This window comes from uncultured Photobacterium sp. (genome assembly GCF_947502415.1).
Classification (GTDB): Bacteria; Pseudomonadota; Gammaproteobacteria; order Enterobacterales; family Vibrionaceae; genus Photobacterium.
Genome location: NZ_CANMZV010000004.1, coordinates 26,526 through 53,205, shown reverse-complemented (window position 1 = coordinate 53,205; position 26,680 = coordinate 26,526). Strand labels below are relative to the sequence as shown.

Annotated in this window: 16 protein-coding genes and 1 pseudogene; 9 read left to right on the top strand and 8 right to left on the bottom strand. The window is 42.0% G+C overall.

All coding sequences use genetic code 11. The features are described 5' to 3' along the window. Nucleotides 1–116: 116 nt before the first annotated feature. Entirely contained in the window at nucleotides 117–1,766 is a 1,650-nt protein-coding gene (locus tag Q0852_RS05650) for a L,D-transpeptidase family protein (protein WP_299015096.1), read from the top strand. A gap of 116 nt (nucleotides 1,767–1,882) precedes the next feature. Here Q0852_RS05650 and Q0852_RS05645 read toward each other — a convergent pair whose 3' ends face one another. Further along, nucleotides 1,883–2,830 (bottom strand): TerC family protein, encoded by a 948-nt coding sequence (locus tag Q0852_RS05645; RefSeq protein ID WP_299015093.1) that lies wholly within the window; start codon nucleotides 2,828–2,830, stop codon nucleotides 1,883–1,885. A 682-nt stretch (nucleotides 2,831–3,512) separates the two neighbouring features. Between Q0852_RS05645 and Q0852_RS05640 the strand changes: the two genes are divergently transcribed. Then, the gene (locus tag Q0852_RS05640) at nucleotides 3,513–5,492 is read left to right on the top strand and encodes a methyl-accepting chemotaxis protein (protein ID WP_299015090.1); all 1,980 of its coding nucleotides are present in this window, start codon (nucleotides 3,513–3,515) and stop codon (nucleotides 5,490–5,492) included. Nucleotides 5,493–5,631: 139 nt separating this feature from the next. On the opposite strand, the gene Q0852_RS05635 is transcribed toward Q0852_RS05640, so the two are convergent. Then, nucleotides 5,632–5,886, bottom strand: coding sequence for a hypothetical protein (locus Q0852_RS05635; protein WP_299015087.1), 255 nt, complete (start codon nucleotides 5,884–5,886; stop codon nucleotides 5,632–5,634). Between the two features lie 854 nt (nucleotides 5,887–6,740). Between Q0852_RS05635 and Q0852_RS05630 the strand changes: the two genes are divergently transcribed. Together Q0852_RS05630 and Q0852_RS05625 are read left to right on the top strand one after the other, a co-directional pair. After that, nucleotides 6,741–6,911 (top strand): hypothetical protein, encoded by a 171-nt coding sequence (locus Q0852_RS05630; protein WP_299015084.1) that lies wholly within the window; start codon nucleotides 6,741–6,743, stop codon nucleotides 6,909–6,911. A gap of 436 nt (nucleotides 6,912–7,347) precedes the next feature. Then, nucleotides 7,348–7,755 (top strand): hypothetical protein, encoded by a 408-nt coding sequence (locus Q0852_RS05625; RefSeq protein WP_299015081.1) that lies wholly within the window; start codon nucleotides 7,348–7,350, stop codon nucleotides 7,753–7,755. Between the two features lie 63 nt (nucleotides 7,756–7,818). On the opposite strand, the gene Q0852_RS05620 is transcribed toward Q0852_RS05625, so the two are convergent. After that, nucleotides 7,819–9,225, bottom strand: a complete 1,407-nt coding sequence (locus Q0852_RS05620; RefSeq protein WP_299015076.1) for a basic amino acid/polyamine antiporter — start codon at nucleotides 9,223–9,225, stop codon at nucleotides 7,819–7,821. Between the two features lie 201 nt (nucleotides 9,226–9,426). Next, nucleotides 9,427–9,900: a cell division inhibitor SulA gene (locus Q0852_RS05615; RefSeq protein WP_299015073.1), complete on the bottom strand. Its 474-nt coding sequence runs from the start codon at nucleotides 9,898–9,900 to the stop codon at nucleotides 9,427–9,429. A gap of 658 nt (nucleotides 9,901–10,558) precedes the next feature. Between Q0852_RS05615 and Q0852_RS05610 the strand changes: the two genes are divergently transcribed. Together Q0852_RS05610 and Q0852_RS05605 are read left to right on the top strand one after the other, a co-directional pair. Further along, nucleotides 10,559–10,900, top strand: a complete 342-nt coding sequence (locus Q0852_RS05610; protein ID WP_299015070.1) for an MBL fold metallo-hydrolase — start codon at nucleotides 10,559–10,561, stop codon at nucleotides 10,898–10,900. A 337-nt stretch (nucleotides 10,901–11,237) separates the two neighbouring features. After that, the gene (locus Q0852_RS05605; RefSeq protein WP_299015067.1) at nucleotides 11,238–12,629 is read left to right on the top strand and encodes a sulfurtransferase; all 1,392 of its coding nucleotides are present in this window, start codon (nucleotides 11,238–11,240) and stop codon (nucleotides 12,627–12,629) included. Nucleotides 12,630–12,674: 45 nt separating this feature from the next. On the opposite strand, the pseudogene Q0852_RS05600 reads toward Q0852_RS05605, so the two are convergent. After that, nucleotides 12,675–12,845 (bottom strand): annotated as a pseudogene (locus Q0852_RS05600) (IS1595 family transposase); the annotation flags it as partial. Between the two features lie 104 nt (nucleotides 12,846–12,949). Then, on the bottom strand, nucleotides 12,950–13,432 hold the full coding sequence (locus Q0852_RS05595; protein ID WP_299015063.1) for a cupin domain-containing protein: 483 nt from the start codon (nucleotides 13,430–13,432) through the stop codon (nucleotides 12,950–12,952). A gap of 916 nt (nucleotides 13,433–14,348) precedes the next feature. Between Q0852_RS05595 and Q0852_RS05590 the strand changes: the two genes are divergently transcribed. The 3 genes from Q0852_RS05590 to Q0852_RS05580 are packed head-to-tail and all read left to right on the top strand — an operon-like array spanning nucleotide 14,349 to nucleotide 22,053. Continuing rightward, nucleotides 14,349–16,016, top strand: coding sequence for a hypothetical protein (locus tag Q0852_RS05590; protein ID WP_299015060.1), 1,668 nt, complete (start codon nucleotides 14,349–14,351; stop codon nucleotides 16,014–16,016). 27 nt (nucleotides 16,017–16,043) lie between these two features. Then, nucleotides 16,044–17,267 carry a hypothetical protein gene (locus Q0852_RS05585; protein ID WP_299015057.1) on the top strand — a complete coding sequence of 408 codons (1,224 nt, stop codon included), beginning with the start codon at nucleotides 16,044–16,046 and terminating at the stop codon, nucleotides 17,265–17,267. After that, a complete protein-coding gene (locus Q0852_RS05580) occupies nucleotides 17,260–22,053 on the top strand; it encodes an OmpA family protein (RefSeq protein ID WP_299015054.1) in 4,794 nt (1,597 codons plus the stop codon). The genes Q0852_RS05585 and Q0852_RS05580 overlap by 8 nt, the downstream gene beginning before the upstream one ends. Before the next feature lie 62 nt (nucleotides 22,054–22,115). Here the strand turns inward: Q0852_RS05580 and Q0852_RS05575 are convergent, their stop codons facing one another. Next, entirely contained in the window at nucleotides 22,116–23,735 is a 1,620-nt protein-coding gene (locus tag Q0852_RS05575; RefSeq protein WP_299015052.1) for a sigma 54-interacting transcriptional regulator, read from the bottom strand. Continuing rightward, nucleotides 23,722–26,373 (bottom strand): type VI secretion system ATPase TssH, encoded by a 2,652-nt coding sequence (gene tssH / locus Q0852_RS05570; RefSeq protein WP_299015049.1) that lies wholly within the window; start codon nucleotides 26,371–26,373, stop codon nucleotides 23,722–23,724. Before tssH ends, Q0852_RS05575 begins: the two co-directional genes overlap by 14 nt. Nucleotides 26,374–26,680 lie beyond the last annotated feature (307 nt).

Genomic DNA, 26,680 nt, shown 5'->3' with positions numbered 1-26,680 from the left:
AGAACAGTCTTATTGATTGAGGAAGTGAAAATATTTGACTGGATTGTTTTGATCAAAAACAATCATGGATTGAGAGCAATAATACAAAGTCACCCGAAATTCAGGATCGTTTTATAATGATTGATATTGTCCGAGTTATAAATAAAAGCTGTAAAAGGTTGCTCTATTTGTTAGCTGTTTTTCCAGTGATCTCTGTTGCTGAACCTCGCCTCGGATGGCAAGCACTGAACGACTATGAGCCAAGAAGTCAGCGTCAGTTATGTTCTTATTCAAGCAATAAGGTATGCTTTTCAAATGAGCTTGAAAAAATATATCAATCTAATGATTTCTCTCCGATCTGGTCGGATGAGTCATTGCGGAATGAATTAATCCTTCAGCTTAAATCTTTAGCTTACGCTGAATTGGTTCCTGGCCTTGAGCTGCGGTTGGTTGAACTTGATTGGCTTTCTAAAAAGAAGGACCAGCGTGGATTTGATTTGTTAGCGACGGATTCCTTATTAGTCTACAAGGCAATAATTCAACAAGTTCAAGAAAGACCCAGCCGTCTTTTCAAAAATCATAAATTACATATTCCTCAACAATCTTACTTGGATTTTAAACAGCTTATATCACCGCAAAACCTGCATGATGAATTATTGAGTTTACGGCCAAAGGTAAAGCGCCTAGAGAATTCTATAGCTGTTGCTGATAAGTTTAAGCAGTTGCCACCGCATAGTTTTTCACTTGTGAGTCGTAAGCAAGTTATTCGGCGAAATCAAGAAATAGCAAACGGTCATGCGTTACTTGATGTACTTTTTCAGTACGGTGATCTAGCCAGAGGTGACTATGAGTGGTTAAGGCAACAACCCGTCATCGAAAATTCAGGCGCAGTAAACGTTGCAATTAAGGATTTTCAGCGCCGTAATGGTTTATCTGTAGATGGCTCAATTGGTCCGACAACTGCGGCGCAACTAGCTCTGCCATATACAGAAGTTGCCAGGGTGATAGCACTTAACCTGCAACGGAGTCGATTTGGTTCTAATGGAGGGAAACGGCCTGTCATTCAGGTTAATATTCCCGATTACATGTTGAAAATAACTCGTCAGGATCAGCTTCTTTTTGAGTCAAAAGTGATAGTGGGACGAGCAAGCAGGCCAACCAATTTGTTTTCATCTTCACTGAATACTATGGTGGTTAATCCGACCTGGAATATCCCGATGACGATCAAACAAAAAGATGTCATCCCTAAGGTAAAAAAATCACCCAAGTATTTGGCACAGAAAAACATGAAAATTGTTAAAAGCTGGGTCGATCGCAGTGAGATTCTGCCCGAGCAGATTGAGTGGAGTATGGTCAATCCGAAAACTTTTCCTTATGAATTTCAGCAGGGGCCGGGACCAAGTAATGCATTAGGCCGGGTGAAATTCCTGATGCCTAATGACTATGCAATATATCTCCACGATACGCCAGCGCGAAGCTTGTTTAGCAGGAATAAGCGCAATTTGAGTTCTGGTTGCGTTAGGGTGGAGAGGGCTGAAGAGTTGGCGAAATTCATCCTTGCTTATCAGAGACGTTCAAGCCAGGAGGCATTTGATAAAATGGTTCTTGATGAAGAGCCCGATACAGTGAGCCTGGCCCGGAGGATGGATGTAGAGTTCATGTATTTGACTGCATGGGTGGATGAAAACGACCAATTGCAACTACGTGAAGATATTTATGGATACGACAGGCCGGGCAAAAAGCCTGTTAAATCGGAGTTTGTGACATTGAAAGATTTCAGATACTAGCAACATACCCGAAGACGTTGAGTTAGTTATAATTTTAAGGAAACAGTTTGCCTCTGCCAGTCCTCAGCATTGTTAGCCACGGAGGGCTGGCATTTTTCTTGTTGTTTACTGTCTATTTAAGAAGCTGACGTAATAACTTTATTTTTCCATAGCGAGCCTGCAATCGCCGACGTTATTGTAATGACAATCACGCCCAATGATACAGGGGTCGGAATTGCCCATTGTGTTTCCATCAGTAGCATTTTGATGCCGATGAAACTGAGTATGAAAGCCAGTGCCGGGCGTAGGTAACAGAAACGCGTGAGCATACCTTCCAGAACAAAATACAAAGAACGTAGGCCGAGTAGAGCAAACACGTTAGCGGTGAAAATCAGGAACGGCTCTTTAGTGACAGCAAAGATGGCCGGAATCGAATCCAGCGCAAACATCACATCCGTTAGCGCAATAACCGCAATCACAATCATCATAGGTGTCGCAATCCAGCCGAGACGATCTTTGTACAGTAGCCTATGTCCTTGGTAAGACTCGCTTACGCGGAAACATTTCTTTATCAGGCGGACCGGTAAAGATTTGGAAAAGTCTTCTGATTTCTCATCGTCTTCCTGCCAGAGCTTAAAGCCTGTGTAGAGCAAGAAGGTGGCAAACACGTACAGTACCCAGTGGAACTGAGTTAAGAGTTCGGCGCCAATAGCAATCATTATTCCACGTAGGATCAGTGCACCTAATACACCTAGCATCAGAACCCGTGGACGTAATGATTCTGGTACGGCAAACTGACTGAATATCAGCGCAAATATAAACAGGTTGTCGACACTTAACGATTTTTCCAACAAATAACCAGTAAGAAAGGCCGTTGCAGCTTCACTATTGCTGTAACTGCTTTCCGGCGCTATTTGCTGCCAGTAAAGGTAAATGAAGCCGTTAAAGAGTAGGGCCAGAAACACCCAGAATAAACTCCATAATGCCGCTTTCTTAATGGTGACGCCACCACGGGTTTGGTATAAATCCAGCGCTAGCATGAAAACGGTAAGAACAGCGAACCCTTCATAGCTCAAAAGGCTCATGGTTTTCTCCTTTCAAAGATACGCGAAAGGAGGAACAGAGGGAGTTACGACCTTTCGCACATTATTACAACTACACCGAAGTGCAAAACAATGGCGTTGGTCTCGTCAGAATGGTGCCGTTAAGTTTACTGCAAATCCATCCTCGACTACCGGAAGCATGAGGCTTCGAGATGACGACAGGCGAACAAATGGTGACTACTCCCCAAACGAGTTAGATCTTAAAGCTGATTGGTGGTGAATGCCAATGAAAAAAAATTATCGTGTTAATCAGGTTTAGTCATTAAAGATGGTGCTCCGTTTTGATAATGGAAGAGCGCAATTTTTCAGAAAGGAACATGCTTTAATAAAATACTTCCTGAGTCGTGATGAAGATCATAATAATTCCCATATTAGTTCAAATAAGAGAGAGGACAGTAATATGGAAGATATTTGAACGCTGTTACTATGATACCGCTCGACATATTGTAAAAAGTAATAGTTTCTTAAGTCTCATCATTATCGTAACTAATACTGGAAATTACGAAATATCGCGCAACGGATGAATAATATTCATCAAACCTGAGTGTGAAAGGGAGTTCATTCCTGCACTCATTTCCCTTGAATTGAGTAAGCTGAGCTCACTCTGAATCCAGCATTTTGAGGTCACTTGGGTATAAAATTAATTATATATTAGGGGTTAGTAATGGAAAAAGTATCCCTCGTAAAAAAGATAATTACGGGTGTTTCACTTTTAGTTCTTCTCATCGCTTCTGTCGGTACCTGGCTCGCAGTAAGAAGAATTTCAGACTTAACACAAACGAATGTAAGGAGTGGTCTGGCAACGCAAGTCAGTGAAAAGGCTGAGTTTGCAAAAGGTTATATTCATAAGTATCAGTCGCTTGCAACTACTTTCTTGATGAGTTCTGATGTGCGCTCGTTTGTTAAAATGCGAGGCGAGTTAAGCGATGATTTACCGCAGGAAAAATATGAAAACGTATTATCCTATATACACCGGATGAATGAAACGGATGAAAACTTATTTAGTTTATTTGTGGCATTAGAGAATACCGGTGAATATTTTGATGCGTCTGGGCGGTATTACGATCCTGCTATAAATTTAAAGCAGCGTCCTTGGTGGAGAACAACACTATCAGAAAATAAAGCCTGGTTTACGACAGCTATTGATGTACGAAATGGAAACATGAATGGTGCATTTTACATTCCTGTCTATGATGAATCAGGGCGATTGGAATATATTGGTGGTGCTGATGTTAAAATAACAGCACTTCAAAAAGCTTTATTAGATGAAGCCCGGTATATGGGGCAAGGTACAGCATTTTTGTTTAACGATAAGGGGGAAGTGATTTTATTTTCTGGCATGAAGCCTGATGATCTTAACGGTTTAACCTTGGGTAAATTGGATTACAATAATTTGGGATTCTCCAGCCTGAATAATGCTAGCCAGAAAAACGCGACTTCGTTTGCTGAAGTTACCTGGCAAGGTAACCGTCAGATGGTGGCAATGCATGACATCGTGTTGGATTATCCGAAACTCAGTTGGAAGCTGGCACTGATGGTGCCTATGACAATGGTTGATAAACCAGTCGAAGAAGCTAGCCATAGGGCGATGCTGTTGGCTCTGCTGGGAACGGTTGTGATGGCAACTACACTGGGTCTGTTTTGTATGAAAGCATTAGCGCCACTGAATCAGGCTGCTGGAGCAATGCGAGATATTGCTCATGGTGATGGTGATCTGACACAGCGGTTAATCTTCGACAGGAAAGACGAAATTGGCCAGGTTGCGATGGCCTTTAACGATTTTGCCTGCAAAATACAGGGGTTGATTATTCAAAGCCGTAAGCTGGCCGGAAAGGTTGAAGTGAATAGTCAGGGAATGGAGAAAACCATCGTTGCGACAAACAAGGCTGTACAGGTTCAGAAGGGTGAATTAGATCAAATTGCTACAGCTGCAACGGAAATGGGTCATGCGGTAAATGAGATATCGACCAACGCTGAGCAGACTCGAATGATGACTCAGGAAGCTGAAACGCTTGTTTCAAAAAGTAATGAGACTGTTCACTCGGCAATAAAAAATGTTGAGATACTGACCCACGAGATCTTCAGTGCTGAAGAGTTAGTGTTGAATCTTCGTCAGGATGCCGAGCAGATTGGTCAGGTTTTGGGTGTGATCAGTGATATTGCTGAACAAACCAATTTGCTGGCATTAAATGCGGCGATAGAAGCTGCACGGGCAGGTGAATATGGCCGTGGTTTTGCTGTGGTTGCGGATGAAGTCAGAAGCCTTGCCAGTAAAACTCAGGAATCAACGGTCAATATTCAGCGGATTATTGAACAACTTCAAACGAATACCCACAATGTAACGTCTGTGATGGGGAACAACCGCCGTCAGGCAGAGAAAACAATGGATGAAGCCAGCCATGTTGGTGATGCTTTGGATAAGATCATGCATGCTATCTCCGAGGTGCAAGCTCAGGCGGAACAGATAGCTTGTGCGACAGCGGAGCAGACAGAGGTGGTTCAGGAGATTGGGCGTAATGTTAGTCGGGTGAATGAAATGGCGGATGAAACCGGAACCCAGATGATGGCAGCGGTGACTGAAACTCAGCAACTGAATACAAACAATAAAGAGCTGCAGCTGGCAATGAATAGCTTTAAAGTGTAACGCTAGCTAAAATTCATATGATGATAAAGCTTACGCACTGCGGTGTTTGATAATGGGCATTAGGGAGCTAAATGAGTGGCCCTGTAAATAATTATCTTTATAAATAAATAGCAGTGTGTGAGCTTTTTCGGTATTCCAATTAACTTTCACAGGAAGCTGTATTTGGAATACAGCGGTTTCTGCCAGAGAGTTTCGCTTTGTAAAGTCGTTCAGCAATTTTTACGGCATCATACAATGCAGTGTTGAAGCAGATAATCATAAACTCTTCGCCTCCCCAGCGTCCTAGGCTGTCACTGTTACGCAATTCCCAAAATACACCTGTGCCGGAATTGATGCTGAAAGTAGGAAAATCTTTCATCAGTATATATTGCATCACTTCAGATGAGTCAACCATGGCATCAATTTCATTATTGTATAATGCGATCAGGCCTGATTTCAGGCTGTGAAAATAGGAGGCGTTTTGAATATTCAGCGTATCTGATGGGCCATATCCATCAATTAAACCAAGCCTGTTATTATTTACGAAGGCTGAGGGTCGGTAATATAGCGTTCTTGCTTATTCGTGACGAAAACTAGCTCACTTTTATAGATGATATTTGGAAAACTAAATACTTTCTGCGTTTTCCGTTGACTGAATGTCAAAGATGATGTCAAAACCACCTTTTAGGATCTCAGAATATGATTCTGACCATGAATTAGTACTATGTCATACAAAATTGAGACCTGAATGAATTTGAATCTTTTTGACAAGGTCTGCGCTGAGGCCTTTGTGGATATCATTATCTGTATAACTGAGCGGGTACCAGTTGGGGTATAAGCAATATGATAATTTCTCTCCTCTTGAGGCCATGCACTAGAAGAAATAAAAACACCTACTAAAAACAAGATTTTATAATTTAGAAAATTCAGCACTTTAGCCATTCTCTGTCACACAAAAGTCAGTTCATGTGAATTTATTTATTGATAATTTTATTTGTTTTGTAAATAAAGTGCAGATATTGTTATTAATAATTTACCAATTGTTGCGATAGGTCGATTCTTTAAGGGCTGTCATTTGCTTCGGGAGTATAGTTAATCAAAAGAAGAGTAACTTTTTGCTGTGGTGGCACTTTGGATGCTTAACACCAGTTGAACAGAGTGTTAATCGCTTAAGCAAAAAAAGAATATGAAAAAAAAGAGGCATTTCTGCTGTTCGTGATCTGATATTATTTATTTGAGTTTGTGTAATTAGTGTTTAAGGATAAAAACATGGAAAGGAAAATGCTAATACGAAACATTGCCTACATGGAACGTGAATTATCAGAAATGAAAAAAGAGTTGGCACTATTGGATGCTCAGTGGGAACAGCAGGAGATTGCGACCCACCTAAGCAAAGGCGAAAGCCTGATTAGTTCTACATCACATGGTTTTCTTGATTGATGAGAGTAAAACTATTGAAGTGGTAAATTCCTTTGTGGAATACCGTTTGAAAGATAGTTTTTGTTTCATTGGGTCTTTTTTCCACATTTATTTTCACATTGAGAAAAGCGTCTGTGATTCTGAGGCGCTTTTTATTATTTGCTTTGCGTAACTGTTTTGATCGAACGTGCTATATCTTCGTAAGAAATCAATGAAATCGCTCAATATTTCCACAAGGTAACGTATGTTTTTTAATGGTGCCTTTGATGTTAATCAATTGTGTATCAGATATTTTGAGTTTGGTTTTTAGCCTCAAAAAGCAGGATCAAGTGCAAAATTCGCACAATTGGGAATTCCTCTAGAGCAAGTAAATCGTATAGTGAAGAAAGAGTAGATGTATATGCAATCGGTATACTGCTTTTAAGCAACAGTTGTTATGTTTCTTTTAAGGATGATTATGGAAACATCAGTTGATATCTCAAATAACAGTAATGTCGTATTTGATTACACATCGTTTCTTTCAGCATCTTGTAAACATAGAATGACTTTCTTTGATGCACTGAAAGCGTTGATTCCGGCTTTTGAAGTTTCATGGACATCTTCATTACCAAGCGGTTTAACTGAATCTGAGAAGTTGCAGATGCAGGCGCTTAAAGTGCTTTCGACCAATGTTAGTGATTCTAGTAATTTGATCCGTTTATTACGTCTGGCTCGGGCAGAGAAAATCTTGGAGTTGGTGATTGCTTTGCCATATGCGCTGGATGAGGATCAGCTGGATCAGATAGAGCAAAAGGCTGGGTGCAGGATTACGATAGCGGCTGACAATGGTGAAACGCTAAATGTTCATATGATTGAAGCACATTAACTGGATTTAGCCGACGATATAAAAAAAGCCAGCACTGCTGGCTTTTTTTGACTCCGATAGATATTAGAACATGCCTTTCCACAGCATACCTGCTGCAAGAAATGCCGCTGCGGTAAGTACACTGGCAGCCGCTTTTTCTGTTCCGATGAAGGCCTGGGCATTTTGTTCACGCTTGGCCTGAACATAAAAATACAGGCCTGGAACATACAGCAGTGCGGAGAGCAGCAAGTAGTTTAGACCTGAGGCATATAAAAGCCAAAGTCCGTACAGGCTAGCACCTAATCCCACCCAGAACAGAGCTCCACGGTTACCTTTCTCTATAGCCAGTTTTAGTGTATACGCACCGACAAGGAAGTAAGGAACAAGGATCATTTCAGAGGCAATAGCGAGCAGAGTGTCATATGTGCTACCGGCAAAGACAACAAAGACCAGTGATACCTGAACGCAGGTGTTAGTCAGAGTTAGTGCCTTTACTGGGCTACCAGCTTCATTTTGCTTAGCGAAGCTTTTAGGGAACATGTGATCTCTGGCGGCAAGATAAGGTGCTTCAGAAGCCAGTACTGTCCAGCTAAGGAATGCACCGCTCACTGAAATTAATAGCCCACAACCGATAATAACAGCACCCCATGGCCCTAGAATTTCAGTAAGAACTCTTGCCATTGATGGGTTTTGGAAAGTGGCTAGTTTTTCAGTACTGATCACACCCATAGAAAGCAGGGTAACCAGGACATATATAGTAAGCGCAGTTAATAAACCAAGAATGGTTGCGCGTCCAATATCTTTACGGCTTTTCGCGCGGCTTGAGACGACGACGGCCCCTTCAATACCAATGAAAACCCATACAGTGATTAGCATGGTGCCTTTCACCTGGGTGATGAGATCATGCTCTTTGCCAAAGTGCAGGCCAGTGAAGTCAAATACAAAAGTGTCCCAGTGGAAAGCTATGAATGCACACAGAATAAAGAGGAAGAGGGGAATGAGTTTGGCAATGGTAGTGATCATATTGATCACTGCGGCAGTTTGGACTCCTCGTAGTACGAGTGAGTGTACCATCCAGAGGAGAACGGATGCTCCCGCGACAGCGTACCAGGTATTCCCTGCACCGAAGATAACCATATCGGGCTGGTCTACAAACATGCCCAGCGTGCTGAATACAATAACAAGGTAGGAAACATTGGCTAACATGGCACTTAGCCAGTATCCCCATGCTGAGCAGAATCCTACAAAGTCACCAAAGCCGGCTTGTGCATAACCGAAAACGCCACTTTCGATTTCAGGTTTTAATTGGGACAGATGTTGGAAGGCGAGAGCTAGAAAAATCATCCCGATGCCCGTGATTGTCCAACCTATCATGACGGCCGCAGGGCTGGCGACCGAGGCCATATTTTGGGGAAGGCTGAAGACTCCTGCACCTATCATCGAACCGATAACTAGTGCAGTTAACGAACCTAATCCCAGTTTCTTTTCCATGTTCATTTTCCGGTTTTATGTCTAGTAATGCTTGGTTCTTGGCTATTTTATGGTAGTTTCAATCAAATTTGCACGGAAATTGTGATGTGTTATCCGCAAAAAACAGATAATTCGACTGTTCTGTGGCTGCGATCAAAAAAGCCACCAAAAATTACTTTGGTGGCAAGCATTTAGTGAGTTTTGTTAAGTGGTTAACAGATATTAATGAAGTGTAATATTTTGCTTTGCTTCGCGGTTGATCACAAAAGCGTAAGAAGCCCCATTATTAGCGGCTTCGCGGATACTTTTGTTGGTAAAGCACTCAATATCACCACTGGCAATTACGGCACTACAGTTGCCAGAATTCAATGCCAATTCCATCAAGCGTGGAGCAGAAAGTCCTTTCTTGTTTTTCAAAACCAGTACCTTGTTCAGATCGATTCCGGCACTTTGAAGTAGGTTCTTGTCGATTAATGCATCATTACCAATAAACATAATCCAACGACTTTGTTGGTTAGCTTGTTTAAGAATGCGAAGGAAATAAGCTAGCTGCGCTTGCTGTTCATCAGAGAAGTTAACTTCAATAGGGCATTTCACAGGCTGGCTATAAGATGGCGAAGCAGTATGAGTTGAAAACGTGGATTTGTATGCCTGAGAAACAGAAACTGATTGTAGGTTGTCAAATAGTACTGCCATCGCTCGCCATCCTTACTAGTGGTTAAATATACATACTGTATATCCGTACAGTAGTTATAATTAGGCTCTCATGCAAGCTTTATTTTTGTCAGTTCCAGTCTCATTTGGGATTTTGTCCGGCTAAATGAGATTCTTTTTTTTTGATTATCTTGTTGTTTATAAGGTTATTTTTTTAGTGAGGGAGGATTGGGGCTAAATGAGTTGTCCAACTTTCCGCTTCATACAACCAGAAAATGAGAGCCTTGAAATTTGAACTACTTCACGTGACAAGGCTGAGTGGCAGGCTTTGTTCCGATGGTCTCAATGTGGCTACATTGGCCAGGTGTGTAGAGGATGTTGGATACCGAATGGACAACAACTATATCTAGCGGGAGGGTAGTAGACCGCGCTTCATGGCATGGTTCTGCCCCAAAACGTGTCAGCACCGCTCCTTACCCGGATTTGAATACGCGATTTTTGTAATACTTGAACTAACGACGGGCAAAAATCAAGACCTGACCCCAAGGTTCCTTGCTTGTAAAAAAATGAAGGCCTGCGTTGGTCGATTTCCATCTGTCTACAGTGTGCTCTTCAACACACACGGTCTGGTTTTAGATACACATGTAATATGCAACTATGGTAAATTACTGATAGTTATTTAAAAAGTTATACAGTGATCATGACTATCAACATCGAACTAACTACTTTAACAGAGTCCAAGGCAGACTCGTTTCTTTTGACTTTTCGTAGCCACAACCAGAACAAGCACATATTGATAGACGGAGGCCTTAAGAGAGATGGTAGACAAGCCTTTAAGCGGATAGAAAAAATTTTCGAACAAGGGGACATTATTGACTTTGTTGTGCTGACTCACGTCGATATTGACCATGTAAATGGTTTATTGGCGTTTTTCGAAAGCGATAAAGCTAACGCTGACAATGTGGGGCGTGTCCTGTTCAATGTTCCGAACAGCATTGTAGAATCAAATCCTCATACCCAAACTTTTTTACCATCGCTTTGATTGAAGGTAGCTCTACTAATTCAACGATTTATCTCCCAAGGGGAAGTTGAGTACACAGTGAGCGTATGAACAAAGACATTGAGTTAGATTTCGTTGAGTATGAATTTGAGTCATGACCAATAATCCTACAAAAACTATAGAAGAGAAGCAGTAGCTATTTAACAAGATTTGTAATAAATATCTGAGTTTTATAACGATTACTGTCAGTAAATAGAAATCACTGGTATAGATAATATATGGGAGGGAAGGAAGTTTTTAAGTTATATATTCTATGATGATTTTAAAATATTCATACAGAGACTTTGTTTTATAACCGAAAAATAAAAGTGGTGGAAATATGAAGTTCAATGAAACAATACAGAAGTTGTTTTTATCTACAGCAATAACGATTATCTCATTAAATATCATGGGATGTTCCAGTAAAAATGCAGGTACAGAGTTAAAAACAGATGTTAAAAATGAATTTATTGATATGCAAGAGGTTTTAGTGACCAAGGAATATATAGGCTTAAATCTCAAAAACAATAATTTTATTTTAATCGACACCAGGTCAGATGAGGAGTTTAATGGCTGGTCTATAGATGAAAATATAAAAGGAGGGCATATTCCCGGGGCAATTAATTTATCTTTTAATCTATTGGAAGGGTTAAATGAGAATGAGGTGAAAAAATTATTTAGAAAAAATGGGATATCACCAGAAAAAACTATAGTAGTTTACTCTAACTATGGAAAAGAAAGTCTGAGTCTTTATAATGTGTTAAAAAACTTTGGATATAAACATGTAGCCAACTACCAGGGTGGAATGGAAGAGTGGAGTATGGACAGCTCCCTGAAGGTAGAAAAGTTAAAAAATTATGAAAAGTTGGTCTATCCTCAGTGGGTTAAAGATTTAACAGAAGGAAAAGAGGTGAAAAATTATGATGGAAGGGAATATATCATTGTAAACGTAAACTATAAGCAAAAAAAAGAATATAAGAAAGGGCATATAAAAGGTGCTATTTATATAGATACAAACGATATAGAAAGCCTTCCTCTTTGGAATGTGGTTTCAGATGGTAAAATAAAAAAAATATTAAATGAAACGGGTATAACTAAGGATAAGATGGTCATAATCTACAGTGATGAAGCTATGGCATCGGGCAGGTTAGCACATGTTCTTATGTATGCCGGGGTTGAAGATGTAAGAATAATAAATTCCAACATAAAAGGATTGATAGATGCCGGGTTATCTCTGGAGCAGGGTGAAAATAAATGGATTCCAGACAATAATTTTGGTGGGCAGATACCGATGCATCCGGAATATACAAAGAATTTAGAAGAAGCGAAAGAATTAATTAAAGGCCATAATGGAAGACTAGTGGCGGTAGTTTCATGGGAAGAATATGCAGGGATAAACAACGGCGGATATTCTTATTTCACTGAAAAAGGGCGTATACCGGGATCTGTATTCGGGCATGGCGGTTCAGACGGATATCATTCGGAAGGTTTTGTGGATTCTGATGGAACAATGAGGGATTATACCCAAATACAAAAAATGTGGAAAGAATGGGATATCAAAGCTGAAAATGAATCATCTTTTTTCTGTGCCACAGGCTGGAGAGGGGCATTAGCATTTTTTGATGCATATTTGATGGGATGGGAAAATGTAAGTGTCTATGACGGAGGATTCTATGAATGGATACAGGATCCTACAAAACCTATCGCTACAGGAGATCCGAGAATAAATTAAAAAATAGAAATAGGAGAACAAATGAATAAACTAAAAATAAACTGATTACCACCGAACCTCAGCTAGCTTAAGTAGGCGCTGAGGCATCGGTGTTTTTTGAATACTTGAATAGATCAATTGTTCGAGCATCTTTTCTAAATTAAACCATCGATTAAACTTAAAATAAAACTCGGCAAGATAGCGTGGTAGGTGCTTGTTGTTGATTGAATGATAAGATTAACTATGCCACTTCAACTTCAGTGCGACTGTTACGCGGGACAGGTGCGCAGGAGGAGCAGAGCGCACCTTATGAGGCCAAGGCTCTTAATTAACCCATCGTTTTATTCGTTTTCACTACGGCTCAAACGACGGATAATTTCTTCATGTTGGGGGTATTCAGCCAGTAAGGTTTCCTGACTAAATAATTCAAAGTCCTCAAAGGTAAAACCTGGTGACACCATACAGCCTACCAAAGAGAAACCCGGCTTATTCATTGCTGAACCAAAGATACAACCTTTAGGTACCAGAAACTGCGGACGCTCACCGTTGGCAATATCAAGGCCCAGCTGTGCCGTTGTTAGTTCACCTTCCTCAGAGATCATATAAATGGTTAGTGATTCACCTGCGTGGTAGTACCACATTTCATCAGCAGTCAGGCGATGAAAGTGTGAAACTTCACCTGTTTTAAGCATGAAGTAGATGCTGGTCCATAGCGAACGCTTTTCATCGAAGTTACTCTCGGAGTGAAAAGAGGAGCGGTAGTAGCCCCCTTCGACATGCTTCTCCAGTTCCAGATGTTCAATAAATTCTTCGGCTGTTTTCATAAGTCAGTACCTGTTGTGTTTAATGATGCGTATTCGGTCAAAGCAAAATACCTGCCTGTGAGATGGAAAATTGAACCCATATGTGTATAGAGTTCAAACAGAAAAGCTCACAAAACTTGGGTGGGAATTATATACACAAGTGACTTCAAGATGCAGGCAATAATAGCAATGTTCTTAATCCGCCAGACAGCTCCTATGAAGCTTGGATGGTATTTATCTAAAGGTAGTTATGACAGCTAAGACGTTATACACGGCTGTTTGGGTGTAAGGGCTTACCAAGTGTGCAGAATTGGCCTCAAAAAGTATAACAAGAGCCCCCCTCTTTTAAGGGAGGTGGGGATTTAAAGTTGACCGTTTGCGGAAAGGCTTTTAGGTACTAATTACGAGCGAGATAGGAGATAGTGAGTATAAATTTTAGAATAGAAATGAATATATTTAGTTCTTGTGCGATTTGAAATTTCTAGTGCTTGTCGCCTAAGTACTTTTTTTTCTTTATTATTCATTTTTTTATGGAATACCATAGTTATGAGATTTTACAAACCTAATTAATATTTGCTGTCAGCGAGTTTTATCGTTGACTGTACTTCAAGAAGCCGGGTCATATTGGTTTTATATTAATCAATTGTATATCAAACTAAGGCTCTTAAACATATGTCAAATCGTTCAAATTGATAGTGATATTGACGGTTAAAGGCTGTTAATCAAGAATTACGTAACAAGAGTCTTTGTTGCATATAAAGATTGAAAGAAAGTTGTTACATTTATTAGTGGTGAGCAAGGTTTAAGACTGTATCTCTCATTGAATATGAGCAAATTAATCAGTATCATAGGCGCCGCCAAATCGTAATTATTAAGCCTTATCAGCTTAACTATCACCGCAGCCGCATAATTTTGAAATTGGTTGTGGAGATCTTTCATGCAATTGTTTTGCAAGCTAATACCGAGCTCAGCACTTACACACAGAGAGCTCGACTATATCCTGACGCCAGATGAGTGTCTCGGGCAGTTTTCTCGTGCCCGCCGTGTACAAGATGTCCTGGGACAATTACCTCGTCCGCTTAGTGAGACTCTTTCCCTTTCCGCAAAGAAAGATCTTCACAGCCTGTTGAATGGAGTTAAACAGCAACTTGTTCGTGGACATTGGGTTGCTCTATCTTCATTTGCGCGACGTTCTTCATTAACGGATACACAGCTATCGCAGTATCCCTCATTAAAAAAATGTGTAGAACGCGTCCAGGCTACTCAAGCGCCTAAAGCAGTTAAAGCCAATTATAAGCCTGTTACTGATGACGTGGTTTTGGCTAGTAACCTTACCTTTGATTCGGTAGAACCTTCACCCGAGTACAAAATTGTTGTGGAGTTTGCTGGCCAGTGGCCGAACAATGCTGCATCACTCATGCTTGGAAAGACCGAGGTTCAGAGCGAAAAAATTGCCAGGCCAAGAAAAGACATGCATACGTCTCACCGCAGTACGGCAGTATTTAAAAATTTGGAACCCGAACCCAAAAATCTATATTTAACTGTGCCAATGAATGGCTCTCCACAACCCTTAAAGCTTAAGCTTGCCGAAAATATTCAACCTATTGATAAAGAAACAGAAAAGGATGAATGGGATAATGTGCTGGTGCCGGTTCGCCCTCTGGCCTACCTTGACGGCAGTAAAGATAAAAACAAAGCGGCTGAACTGAAAGGTGGATACCTTTACCTGTTCTGGAAGAATAAACTTTGGCGCGAGTTTTATATTACCGATAGAGGGTATTACCAGGATATTGATGTGGAATATCACCGCCAGGTTACAGCAGGTGAAGCGGAAAAAGAACAATCTAAAATTCTGAAACGTGAACCGGATGGCTTCCCGCTTGCACAGTTTTGGGTGCCTTACAAAATAATGGGTGAGGTACAACAGGGTGATAATGGCCTGAAAGTCTGCTTTTCTCCCAAACAGAAGACGTTTGAGCAAATAGAAGCCTTGGAAGCGGATTCAGAGAAGTTAGGAAAAGTCAGTACACCACTGGATGAGTTGGGTTGTTACAGCGACAGCAAAGCCTTTTCGGTACAAGAACATATTTCGGATGTTGATAGCGCTGCAATACACACAGTGACAGACGATGATATGCCGTGGCTCAGTGAATTACCCACGGTAGTTCGTAGTTTTGACCAGTCCAACACGGTGATTACTTATGTGGACGGCCATAACGATGGGTTTCTGGTTAGGTTAGAAACTGTATTGAATGGGGATTACTTGGGAAGGGAGCCTGAGTTATACGCAGTTATGGAAGATACAGAGAGTGAGTGGCGAATATCAGAGCCGTTTGAGCCTAGTGAGGATGCCGGCTTTATTCAGGCGTTGATTTCGGGTATTCCAAGGAAAGGTAAATTCACGTTGTTAGTGGTTAATCCCGCAGATCCGGATGGTGCCGAATTGGTATTTAAGGACCTGACTTATGAACAAGTTTGTGATGAAGATTTTTCGATAGAAGAATCAGAAGTGGTGGAATCTTACGCTCCGGATGAAGATGTTATTGAGAAGCAGAAAGCTTACCAAAATATGATGAGCATGTGGCATAACATGCTGGTGTCTTAAACATACAAATAAATAAAAACAGCGACTATGAAAAATAAAAAAATGACAAAAGTGCTTGTGGGTGCCTTATTGGCAGGTTGTGTATTTGGTGGTTGGCACTACTGGCAAAAAGACAAGCTGGATCCTGAATATCAAAAAGAACTTGATGCAATTGTTAAGGATAGAGAGCTATCAGGAAGTGAAATAAGAAAACAACGGATCACTGAATGGTATGTCAATTTACAGGTACCAGAAAAACCACCAAGAGAAAAGTGGGATGCTGTTCACCAACAGCCGCAAATTATGTTTACGATGAAAATGCCTAAGTATGGCGATTTATATACCATGAACATGAATGGTACTGACGTACGCCTGTTAGTGACACAAAAGGAACTAGGTGGATGGGTTGAAGTTCATGGCCCGTCACGCCCGATGCGTTCACCTGATGGCCGTTATGTTACTTTAACATACAGGTCACGCATGTTTTCTTATGATTGTGCTTTGTATGACTTGAAGACGCAGGAAGTGACAGCTTTGGGCTCCGGTCGTTGTGTGTCTTACCATTGGATGCCAGATAGTCGAAGTGTGTATTTTATGAATGCAGAATTGCAGCGCTATGATGTCGTTACTAAGCAATTGGAAAACGTTAGGCCGAAAGCGAATAGCGAACTGGGCGATGTGAGTTATAGCGAGCATGCGGGCTCGTATTTTATATCTCTCGAGCAAGACAGATTGGTTCAGGCGTTGAGTCGTAAGTTGAAAGAAAAGACTCCGGATGAAGGGACGTCGATCTTATTTCGTTTATCCGATATGGCCTATTTGGGGCGTAAAAACTACTATGACGAAGCGTGTGAGGCAGGGCAAAGCTATAGTCTCGACCGTCGTAGTTTTACTTGTGCCAATCGTCGAGGACCGATGAACTATTACCATATTGATGCTCCTGCTCAGGTTGCAGGGCAAAGTCCACAACGTTGGATTATTCAGGAGGGAAAATGGTTTCTAAGCGAAGAAATGCGATTGATAACTCGTTATCGCCAGAGCGATGAAGATTGCCCGTTATCTGCGCTGAATTATTATTATCAAGTGGCAGAAAACTCACCAGGTCAAGGAGAGTTAATTGGCGGTTTTTCACTGTATTTGCCGCTTCACCTTCGCGAAGGGTTCAATCAGCGTGACTGGCGTCCGTTCTTTCCTCCGTTACCGACAACAGTGCAGTATCAGGAGTCGCTACAGCGCCAGTTAAAGCAGCTTAAGGAGTATGGCCGTGGCTAAAAATAGTTTGGATCTTGACCGTATATATCTGATGGGACGCTTGTTTGGTCGTAATGGTCAGCCTGTTGGGCGTCATTTCCCGCTGCCATTTGAAACCCTGCGTTTGCCTGAGTCGGAATTAATTAAGCAACATAGAATTGATACTAAAGGACAAGCTTCCGTTCAGGTAAAAGCAGAATACCCGATTGCTTATAGCGATAAAAACGGCGCGTTAACGTATTTTAATAGCGCTAAGCAATATGATGGTAATGAGCTGTCGCTTACCGGTGTTCCGGTTATTCGCAAGTTAAGTCAGAACGAGAATGTCTCTTTGTCGAAAACGCAGCAAGAGATGCCGAAAATTCAGCAAAAGATGTTATTTTTTCCTTCGTATCTGGTGCCGATGTGCCATGACAGTTATGAAGGTAATTGGTTAAAGAATTTGAACTCTTTTCTTTCTGATAAAAGTGTAGTTTCAGATAAGCAATATTTTAAAAACGCTATTACTCGTGTCAATGTATCAAATCTGTTGCCATTGCCCGTGGATAAAAATAAAGCACAGGCTCTGGCTGATAGTGACGACTATTTTAAAAACTACCAGACTTGGTTAGGCGAGCATCGGCACCTGCAAGCGAATATTATCGAAGTGCCGCAGTTTTATACCATAGTGGTTACGTTTTCTTCTGCAAAATTTGAAGGAGCAACTGTTACCATTACGGATATTCCTCTTGAGTTTAACATCATGGGGTCAGAAAAAGAATGTCAGTCCCTTGTCGGTGAAGTTGAATTTTTAGGGGCTGACGGTCAGCCCATGAAGCAACAGATGGCGACGTTTTGGATAGAATCAGATGCTGTACTTACTAGCCAGAATCTTAAACAGTATTGCCGTATTAACGTTGATTTAAATAGTGTCAGGAGAGATGTTCGAGATGAATTTGAGATAAAGGGGCTGCCACTAACGTATAGCCTTTGTGAGCGGGTTTTTCATTTGCCAATTAAAACCGCGCTCGGTCGTACAACACTGGTGAACGGTGATCCTGTTAGTGTCGAAGAAGCGTTAGTTAACCATGCACCGGAATACTATCAGCATCTGGTGGCTCAACTGAGTGCTCAGCCAAATGCTCTGCCAGAAAATTTGGCAAAAGACAATAAAGCAGGAAGCGGTACACTGCCGGAACAGGCATGGCATACGCTACAAAGTCAGAAAGGGTTATTAGAAGCCGGGGCTGGTGCTCTGGAAAAGGGCTTATCATGGACAACTATCAGTAAGGTTTTTAGTGCATCAGCATCAAGTTTAACTTCTTCACAAGATCAAGGCTTAAAAGAGTTTGGTCAGAGCCTTCTTGCTGTAGCGGGGGTAACTGGTGGATCAATGGCTTTCATGGGAACATTGGCTGATTTGCATGACAAAGGGCTAGCAAATGGCCTGACGGAGAAAGCGAAGCTCATTGATAGTAAAATGAAAAAAGTTTTATTGGCTGGCGATCCTATATCACCCCATGTCAGATACACCCGAAGCCTTTTGGAACAAGGTTCCGGAAACGTTACATTCCCTCTTGGTTTCAAGCCCTTCATGGCCGGCATTGGTAAAGCTGGCTCATTTTTGCTCGGAAAGCCACTCTCAATTGCGGAAACACTATTTAATATCTATCAGGTTGATCAACAGGTGGCTAAAGCAAAGGCTGCCGATAGTGATCTGTTGAGTTATGTCAGTTATTACTCCAATACGGTGATCTCTGCCTCAGAAGACAGGCTAAAGGCTTTTGAATCTAATGGAAGCAGCCTGACCGAGACTGAACAAAATGCGATTGAAGAGCTTAGAAAGCAACTGGCAGAGATGGTGGTCAAGGATTCTGAGGGGGAACATCGGACAAAAAATGCAGAGCTGATTAATGGTACTTTGTTGAGATTAGACTCAACCAGGTTTGGCTTCGATAAGGCTTCCCCCAATTTTGCTAACGAAAGTGTTAAAAACGCCTATAAGAGAATTGCTGTTGAATTAGCAAAGCTTAGCAGTCCGATTGAGGTTACGATTTCGGGGCATACTTGTGATATCGGGGCGAGGGAATATAACCTAGAACTTTCACGGAAGCGTGCGGAAGCGGTTAAATTATGCATTCTCGAATCGTTGTCAGACTCCCAAAAAGTATTGTGGGAGCCGATGATTAAAATTGTCGCCTATGGTGAGACGGTGCCTCTGGTTGAGAATGACAGTATAGAAAATCGTCGAAAGAACAGACGCGTTGAGTTATTACTGAATTTCAGTGCTCAGTTTGATTTTCCTCCTTGTCGTTCAGGATTGATGGCGGTGGAAAAAGCATCGAAAAAAGCCATCGCGTCTGATATGGCGATGGACGAGGCTTTAGTTTCAGCTATTAACTCTGTTGTTGATTTAGCCTTATTAGGTGCGTCTGCGGTCTTTCCGCCTGTTTCTATCGTGGCGGCGGGTAAAGAGGGAATTAACCTAGCTATGTCTATGATAGATACAGCATCTCAGTTACTCGACAAAAACCAATACAAGGCGCAATCATTACTCACCAAGCTGCGTCATAAGGATTTGGTGTTGATCAATAAGTTTTTAGCTGAGACGACAGTTCATAATTTACAAACAGTCATGTTAAAGGCATATATGAAGCGAGCAATGGCGATCAATGGTCTGTTAAGGTTGATCCAAACTTACCGCTTCAACAAAAGTAAAACTGGGCTGGCTAAGAACACTGAAAATGTTGGCCCTGCGACGTTGACAGCTACGTATGGCCAGATGAAGACCGCTAAAGAGTTCGAAGATATAGATGTAGTTGGCTACATTAAGACATATCTTTTGAGTGATGAGTGGGAAGTAGAAGTGTCGGCTCTGGGCATTATGTATCTTGACGAGGTTTGGTTAAACACTAGAGGATTTAAGGCGCGGGATGACTTTTCGTTCAAGGGCCTCATAGCACAAGGGCGGGCGGTGATATCACAGTTGACAGGCTCTGATGAGCAAGCCCTGCTTAATAGCAAAGCTCAACGTAATAGCCGTTATTTCCCGGTACATTATCTTGCAAGCGATACTGATGAGCACTTTAAGTCTCTAGTTGCGGAACCATTTCCTGACAACTTGGACAAAGATGTATTTTTAAAAGATCGTATAGTTGTATCAGTCCGTCAACCCTATGCAACAGAAGGGAATGGGAGTCAGTCATCGTTAGATGGCTGGGAGTTATTCGACGACTATTATGCAAAGAACCAACATCAGTTAACGCCTTACGACAATATTCGTATTGTTATTGTTGTCGATAAAGAAAAAGCACAAATCAAAGACGATAGTTGTAACCTGTTTCCTGTTGCACTAAGAGTTATGTCTTGTAATTCGAATCAGAGCTGGCAGCTATTTAATAGGGTTGCCTCTGAACATATTGAATATGCAGGACCGTTGGCGGAAGAGGACTTAACTGACGCCGAAAAAGCAATAGTATTTAAAGACATCCCTAAGGATGAGAGTGTCTATGGTGTGATTATTCAGCCTAGTTATTTCTTCGGCATGTATCAGATTATGGGTATTCGCCCGGTGGCAGATTACGATGACCCCGTAATGAAATCACTATTTGATGAAAAGAGTGAATCAACTTTATCGGGTAAGGTTAAGTGGTTGTTATATTATTTACAGATACTTGTACCGAGCGTTGATGATACGAAGTTAGACGTAGAGCTTGTGAAAAGTTCTTATTCAGACAGACGCTTACCGCGCTTTAATATGACATTATCTCCGGTTCGTGAATATCGATTTACCAAAGATTTTAAAACGTACTCACCGGTCCAGAAAGGGGATAGGGTATTCTATGAAAAGAGCTTTTTGAGTTTGGCTTCTCCTAAACAAGAACTCAAATTCCCTGAGGTATTTAATGATGCGGAATTTGATTTTTATCTCGGACAAGCTGGATTGAACAAACCTACTTTTCAGAAATCACAAGAGAAACAGGATGCTAATGATGCATTAATTGCATCGGGAAGCAGGCTCAGAGGGGTTATAGAAGACTTTGACTGGGACAAAGAAGCGTCGGCAACACTGGTTGTACGTAGTAAGCCTAAAGATCCAGTTAATTTGAAAAATGCTGGCTTTGATGAAAACTGTATACCGTTAGGTGGTCTTTCGATCCAACTTAACCATACTCTTATTTCAAAGAGTTTGCCGATGACCGATGTTCACTGTCTTTACCGTTTGGGACAGATTGTTAGCAAGGATGATACGTTTGAATTTGTTCCGACTCTGTATGATGGCGTTCAGTTACCAAGGCCTGTCGCTTTGTTGGCTGATAAGCTTGGTGAATTAAAGAGTGAAGCATTAAGTGAAATGGCGCTTGATGGTAAATTATGGGGCAAAGAAGAGGATAAAACCGATGTGTTTGCTAACGTGGTTGACCTGAGCTACTTGAATATCTTTGGCGTTAAAGTGAAAGGGCTTAGGCCTTTGTACCTACCTAGTAATTATGCTAGTGAGGGCGCTAGTTTCAATGTTGTAATTAATGGTTCGAAGGGAGCTGGTCTTTCTGGTTGTGAATCAAATGAAATAATAATGCGTGGGCGTCTGAATAGCTACCCAAGAAACTGGTATAAAGTTGAGCGAGAAGACGAGATCATGGTTGCTAAAGAGCAGTTGAAAACAAACTCGGAAGCGAAACTGTATAACTCCAAAAAGAGGGTGAAAGATAAGGAAATGATGCTTCACCCTGTAAGCAAGTTAATGGAATGGATGGCATATAGCGACTACGTAAATGTCATAACCTCAGAAAGAGAGGATATGATAGAAGCATGGGCAGATATATAAGCCTTCTAAATAAAAACCGCCTTACACAGAAGGCGGTTTTATCTTTAGATAATCAAAAATGTTTAATCAGCAGCTCTGATTTCGTATTTTTTCATCTTGTGGCTAAGCGTGCTTAGAGGTAATGAAAGTTGTTCTGCTGCGCGTTTTGTTTGCCAGTTACAGGCATTGAGGCAGTCAAGGATTACGTTTTTCTCGTATTCACCGACCACTTCTTTTAAGCCTTTGTTCGAATCTTCAGGTATTACTGTTTTTGCTGTAACAGGTTCAGGGATTTCAACAATAGCCTGTGCATTTTCAGTAATATCTACAGGCTCGCTATCACCCAGTTCAATTTGGGTGATGGTCTCGAAGTCTGAGAGCAGCACAGCACGTTCGATGACGTTCTTAAGCTCACGGACATTGCCCGGATAAGGGTAATGTAACAGCTGCTGCCGGACTTTGGCGCTTAATCCTGGTGCTTGCTTTAACCCTAGAGATTTAGCACTTTGCTGAATAAAGTGTTCTGCCAATGGCAAAATATCCGCCTGACGTTCCCTTAACGGTGGAAGCATAATGGGGAAGACATTAAGTCGGTAGAACAAATCTGCCCGAAATTCGCCAGCTTTGATTTTTTCTTTGAGGTGACAGTGAGTCGCGGCGATCACTCGTACATTAACCTCTATTTCCTTGCTTGAGCCGACTGGACGCACTTTACGCTCCTGCAATACACGTAACAGCTTTGATTGTAGTATCAAAGGCATGTCACCTATTTCATCAAGGAAAAGTGTGCCGCCGTTGGCTGCTTCGAACAGGCCTATTTTGTCTTTGTCCGCGCCGGTGAAGGACCCCTTCTTGTGACCAAACAGTTCGGATTCAAGCAGTTGCTCTGGTATGGCTGCACAGTTTTGAACAATGAGTGGTGCATTAGCGCGGTTTGAATTCTCATGGATGTACTTGGCGATAACCTCTTTACCTGCGCCTGTTTCGCCTCTTAGCAATACGTCGACGGGTAAGGAAAGTACTCTGTTGAGTCGACTAAGCACGTTCAGCATAGGCTCACTCTCGGCGATAGGGCCGGTGTAATGCGTTTGCTTTTGTTGCTTGAGCTGGTGGTTTTCCCGAGCAAGAGAAGCGTTGTTGGCACTGAGATCTTTGACCATATGGCCATATTCTTCCAACCAAACAGCCTGTCGAATACTGGTGGCTGCGATTTGGCAGAAAGCAGTCAGAATCGCTTCGTCGTCAATAACATTGAGGTCAAAGAGAACCAGTAGGCCGACTGTTTTTCCTTTATCATCAATTAACGGCCATGAGAGAAGATTTTCGCTTTTGTGTGATAATGCGCTTTCGCATTGATAAACCTTCTCGCAATCATAGCCATTGTACTGATAGAGCTGATTAAGCAGAACAACTTCGCCGTTGCGAATAGCGTAACTGAACGGGTCGGTCTCACTTGCAGAATCTAATGGTAGTGGCGGCCACGGATGATCCACCAATGGTTTTTCATTGTGGTGCACAATGCAAGGGATTAGAGCCTGGCCCGTCTGGTCCAGAACGTAGATGATGCCATGGCGAGCAAAAGTCATCTGGCGCGCCGCAGTAAGCACGGCGTCCAGTGTTTGTACCAATTGGCTGCGATCAGCCAAAGATTGGCTGATCGCAAGTAGTGCATTACTTAAATCACTATGATTAGCTGAAAGCATATGAGAGGGTTCCCTGCTCATCAACAGAAACAGTGATCTGAGAGTGTGAATCGTCCTTGCCATGCACTAGTAGCTGGGTAGACAACTGTGGTAACAACTGACGGTTGATAACTGTATCGATGTTTCGTGCACCTGTTTCGGCTAGGCGGCAGTTGCCCAACACAAAATCAACCAAACTCTCATCGTAGCTCAAGGCGAGTTTGTGGTGGCTTTGCAGGCGTTGCGATACATTTATTAGCTTGTGACGAATGATGTCCGTCATCGCTGCATCAGTAAGTGGAAGATATGTTAGTACGTTCATGCGTGCCAGTAGTGCGGGTTTGAAGTGTTGGTTCAATGTTGGGCGGATGGCTTCAGCAATTACTCCAGCATCAATATCCTTCGATTGGTGAACAAGAGACTCGATCTCATGCGTTGCCAGGTTACTGGTCATGATAATTAGAGTGTTTTTGAAGTCGATAGCACGGCCTTCACCGTCGTTCAGCGTACCTTTATCGAACACTTGGTAGAACAGATTCAATACTTCTGGATCCGCTTTTTCTACTTCATCAAGTAGAACAACAGAATAAGGGCGCTGACGAACAGCTTCCGTTAACATACCACCTTCACCATAACCAACGTAACCAGGAGGTGAACCTATCAGGCGAGATACGGTGTGCTTCTCCTGGAACTCAGACATGTTGATGGTGGTCATGAAGCGTTCGCCACCAAACATTTGGTCCGCAATAGCGCGGGCAGTTTCTGTTTTACCGACACCGCTTGGGCCAACAAGTAAGAAGACGCCTGTTGGTGCATCAGGGTTTACAAGGCCTGCTTTAGCCGTTTGAATACCTTCAGCCAATGCGTCAATAGCGAATGTCTGACCTTTGATGGTTTCCATCAGGGATGATTTTAAATTTAGTGTAGTCTCGGCTTCATCTTGAAGCATTTTCCCCATAGGAATACCAGTCCAGTCGGAAATAACCTGGCTGACTTCATCAGGGCCAACTTCAAAATGAACCAGAGGTTGGTTGCCACGTACGTCATCAAGCTGCTCTTGGCAACTCTGGATGGCTACGCGGATTTGTTCTTCGCTATAATCGGCGTATGGTGTTTTTTCTTCTTCGTTTGTTTCTTCTTCGGCCTCTGTTGTGATTTGATGCAGACGCTTACGAAGCGCGATCATCTCTTCGATCTGGTTTTTTTCATGCTCCCATTGCACTTCCTGTGCTGTAAGCTCTATACGCTTGGCTTCTATTGTCGTTTTCAGTTCTGGAATGGTCGCCAGGCTATGCTTGTCGCCGGTTTGTTGTAGGGCGTCACGTTCTAATGCTTCGAGTTCGCGCTGGCAAGCGGCGATTTCTTGTTGCAATGTTTCAATGGATGAAGGAACTGCATTTAGGCTGATGTTTACGCGTGCACAGGCCGTGTCTAGTACATCAATGGCTTTATCAGGTAGTTGTCGGCCTGAGATGTAACGAGCAGAAAGAGCAGCAGCAGCGGTAATCGCATCGTCACGAACATAAACTTTATGAGACTTTTCGTATGCCGGACGAAGACCTCGAATGATTAAAGCAGCTTGTTCTGGAGACGGTTCATCGAGCTTCACCAACTGGAATCGGCGAGCAAGGGCTGGGTCTTTTTCAAAATATTTCTTGTATTCAGACCAGGTTGTTGCCGCGATGGTTTTCACTTCGCCACGCGCAAGAGCAGGCTTTAAGAGGTTTGCTGCATCACTGCCACCGGCTTGGTTACCGCCACCGACTAGAGTATGTGCTTCATCAATAAACAGGATGATAGGTGTTGGTGAGTTTTTCACTTCGTCCAGCACTGCATTCAGGCGTTTTTCGAATTCACCTTTTACACTGGCACCAGCTTGAAGTAAGCCCATATCTAAGCCGTAAAGTTCAACGCCTTTTAGGACGTCTGGCACTTCGCCTTGAACAATTTTTAGAGCAAGACCTTCAACAACTGCTGTTTTACCAACACCAGGTTCACCAACGGCGATTGGGTTGTTTTTACGACGACGAGCCAGGATATCGATAATCTGTCGGATTTCTTGGTCACGACAAAATACCGGATCAATCTCTCCCTTACGTGCTTTGCCAGTAAAGTCTGTGGTGAATTTACTTAATGCGGTGCCTTCTTCTCGTGCGTGTGTTTGCTCTGAAGTGGCTACTTGCGATTCCAGTGATGAGGTTGTTAATTCCGCAAAGTTACGCTTCAGGGTATCAACATTGATAGATTCAAGGAGAGATGCGTATCCATGCTGACCGTAGCGTAGAGGGTTACTTACCAAGGTGAGTAGTAACGCACCACTACGGATCTGAGTTGCAGAAAGGTCAAGTGAGGAAACCAGCCAACTCTCTTGTAGCCATTCAATCAACAGGGCTGAGAATACAGGCTTTCCGCCATTGCCTTTAGGGCTTGTATCTAAAGTGGATTTGATTGATTGACGGAGTAGATTCTCAGAGCAATCGAAGTGGGCAAGAAGTAAATCGAAGTCACTATTTGGTCGTTCTAGTAAGCTTAATAAATAATGTTCGATTTGAACTTCATTAGCTCGCTCAGCAACCGCAAGGGCCGCTGCATCTTCAAGTGCAACTTTTGCAAGTGGGTGAAGACGCTGTATTAGAGATGAGAGATTAATGTTTATCATTTTATCTACGGATATTAGGCAGAGTAATAAATAAGCCCAGTATACTAAAGAATCGATTCTCTTTTTTTTGAAAGCCTGATGGTGAGGCCATAAATTAGATAAAATGGATGGTAATTCCTTTATTGTTTTATTTTTGCTGGCTGATTATTGGTTAGGTTGAATTATTTGCTAGTCATTATGCCTAAATTAATAGTTTTTCTGACTTTTATTTTTCTGTAAATACCAAATTTATCTACTTTAACTGTTTCTTCTAATAAATTATGATTGCCTTCTGATTTATTGCAAAATAACACAATAAATTATAACT

What these genes read in the sequence shown, in the direction of transcription:
- Q0852_RS05625 (WP_299015081.1), top strand. Translation starts at nt 7,348, where the DNA reads ATGGAAACATCAGTTGATATCTCAAATAACAGTAATGTCGTATTTGAT.
- Q0852_RS05645 (WP_299015093.1), bottom strand. Translation starts at nt 2,830, where the DNA reads ATGAGCCTTTTGAGCTATGAAGGGTTCGCTGTTCTTACCGTTTTCATG.
- Q0852_RS05595 (WP_299015063.1), bottom strand. Translation starts at nt 13,432, where the DNA reads ATGAAAACAGCCGAAGAATTTATTGAACATCTGGAACTGGAGAAGCAT.
- Q0852_RS05620 (WP_299015076.1), bottom strand. Translation starts at nt 9,225, where the DNA reads ATGGAAAAGAAACTGGGATTAGGTTCGTTAACTGCACTAGTTATCGGT.
- Q0852_RS05635 (WP_299015087.1), bottom strand. Translation starts at nt 5,886, where the DNA reads ATGGTTGACTCATCTGAAGTGATGCAATATATACTGATGAAAGATTTT.
- Q0852_RS05650 (WP_299015096.1), top strand. Translation starts at nt 117, where the DNA reads ATGATTGATATTGTCCGAGTTATAAATAAAAGCTGTAAAAGGTTGCTC.
- Q0852_RS05610 (WP_299015070.1), top strand. Translation starts at nt 10,559, where the DNA reads ATGACTATCAACATCGAACTAACTACTTTAACAGAGTCCAAGGCAGAC.
- Q0852_RS05630 (WP_299015084.1), top strand. Translation starts at nt 6,741, where the DNA reads ATGGAAAGGAAAATGCTAATACGAAACATTGCCTACATGGAACGTGAA.
- Q0852_RS05590 (WP_299015060.1), top strand. Translation starts at nt 14,349, where the DNA reads ATGCAATTGTTTTGCAAGCTAATACCGAGCTCAGCACTTACACACAGA.
- Q0852_RS05615 (WP_299015073.1), bottom strand. Translation starts at nt 9,900, where the DNA reads ATGGCAGTACTATTTGACAACCTACAATCAGTTTCTGTTTCTCAGGCA.
- Q0852_RS05605 (WP_299015067.1), top strand. Translation starts at nt 11,238, where the DNA reads ATGAAGTTCAATGAAACAATACAGAAGTTGTTTTTATCTACAGCAATA.
- Q0852_RS05585 (WP_299015057.1), top strand. Translation starts at nt 16,044, where the DNA reads ATGAAAAATAAAAAAATGACAAAAGTGCTTGTGGGTGCCTTATTGGCA.
- tssH (WP_299015049.1), bottom strand. Translation starts at nt 26,373, where the DNA reads ATGATAAACATTAATCTCTCATCTCTAATACAGCGTCTTCACCCACTT.
- Q0852_RS05640 (WP_299015090.1), top strand. Translation starts at nt 3,513, where the DNA reads ATGGAAAAAGTATCCCTCGTAAAAAAGATAATTACGGGTGTTTCACTT.
- Q0852_RS05575 (WP_299015052.1), bottom strand. Translation starts at nt 23,735, where the DNA reads ATGCTTTCAGCTAATCATAGTGATTTAAGTAATGCACTACTTGCGATC.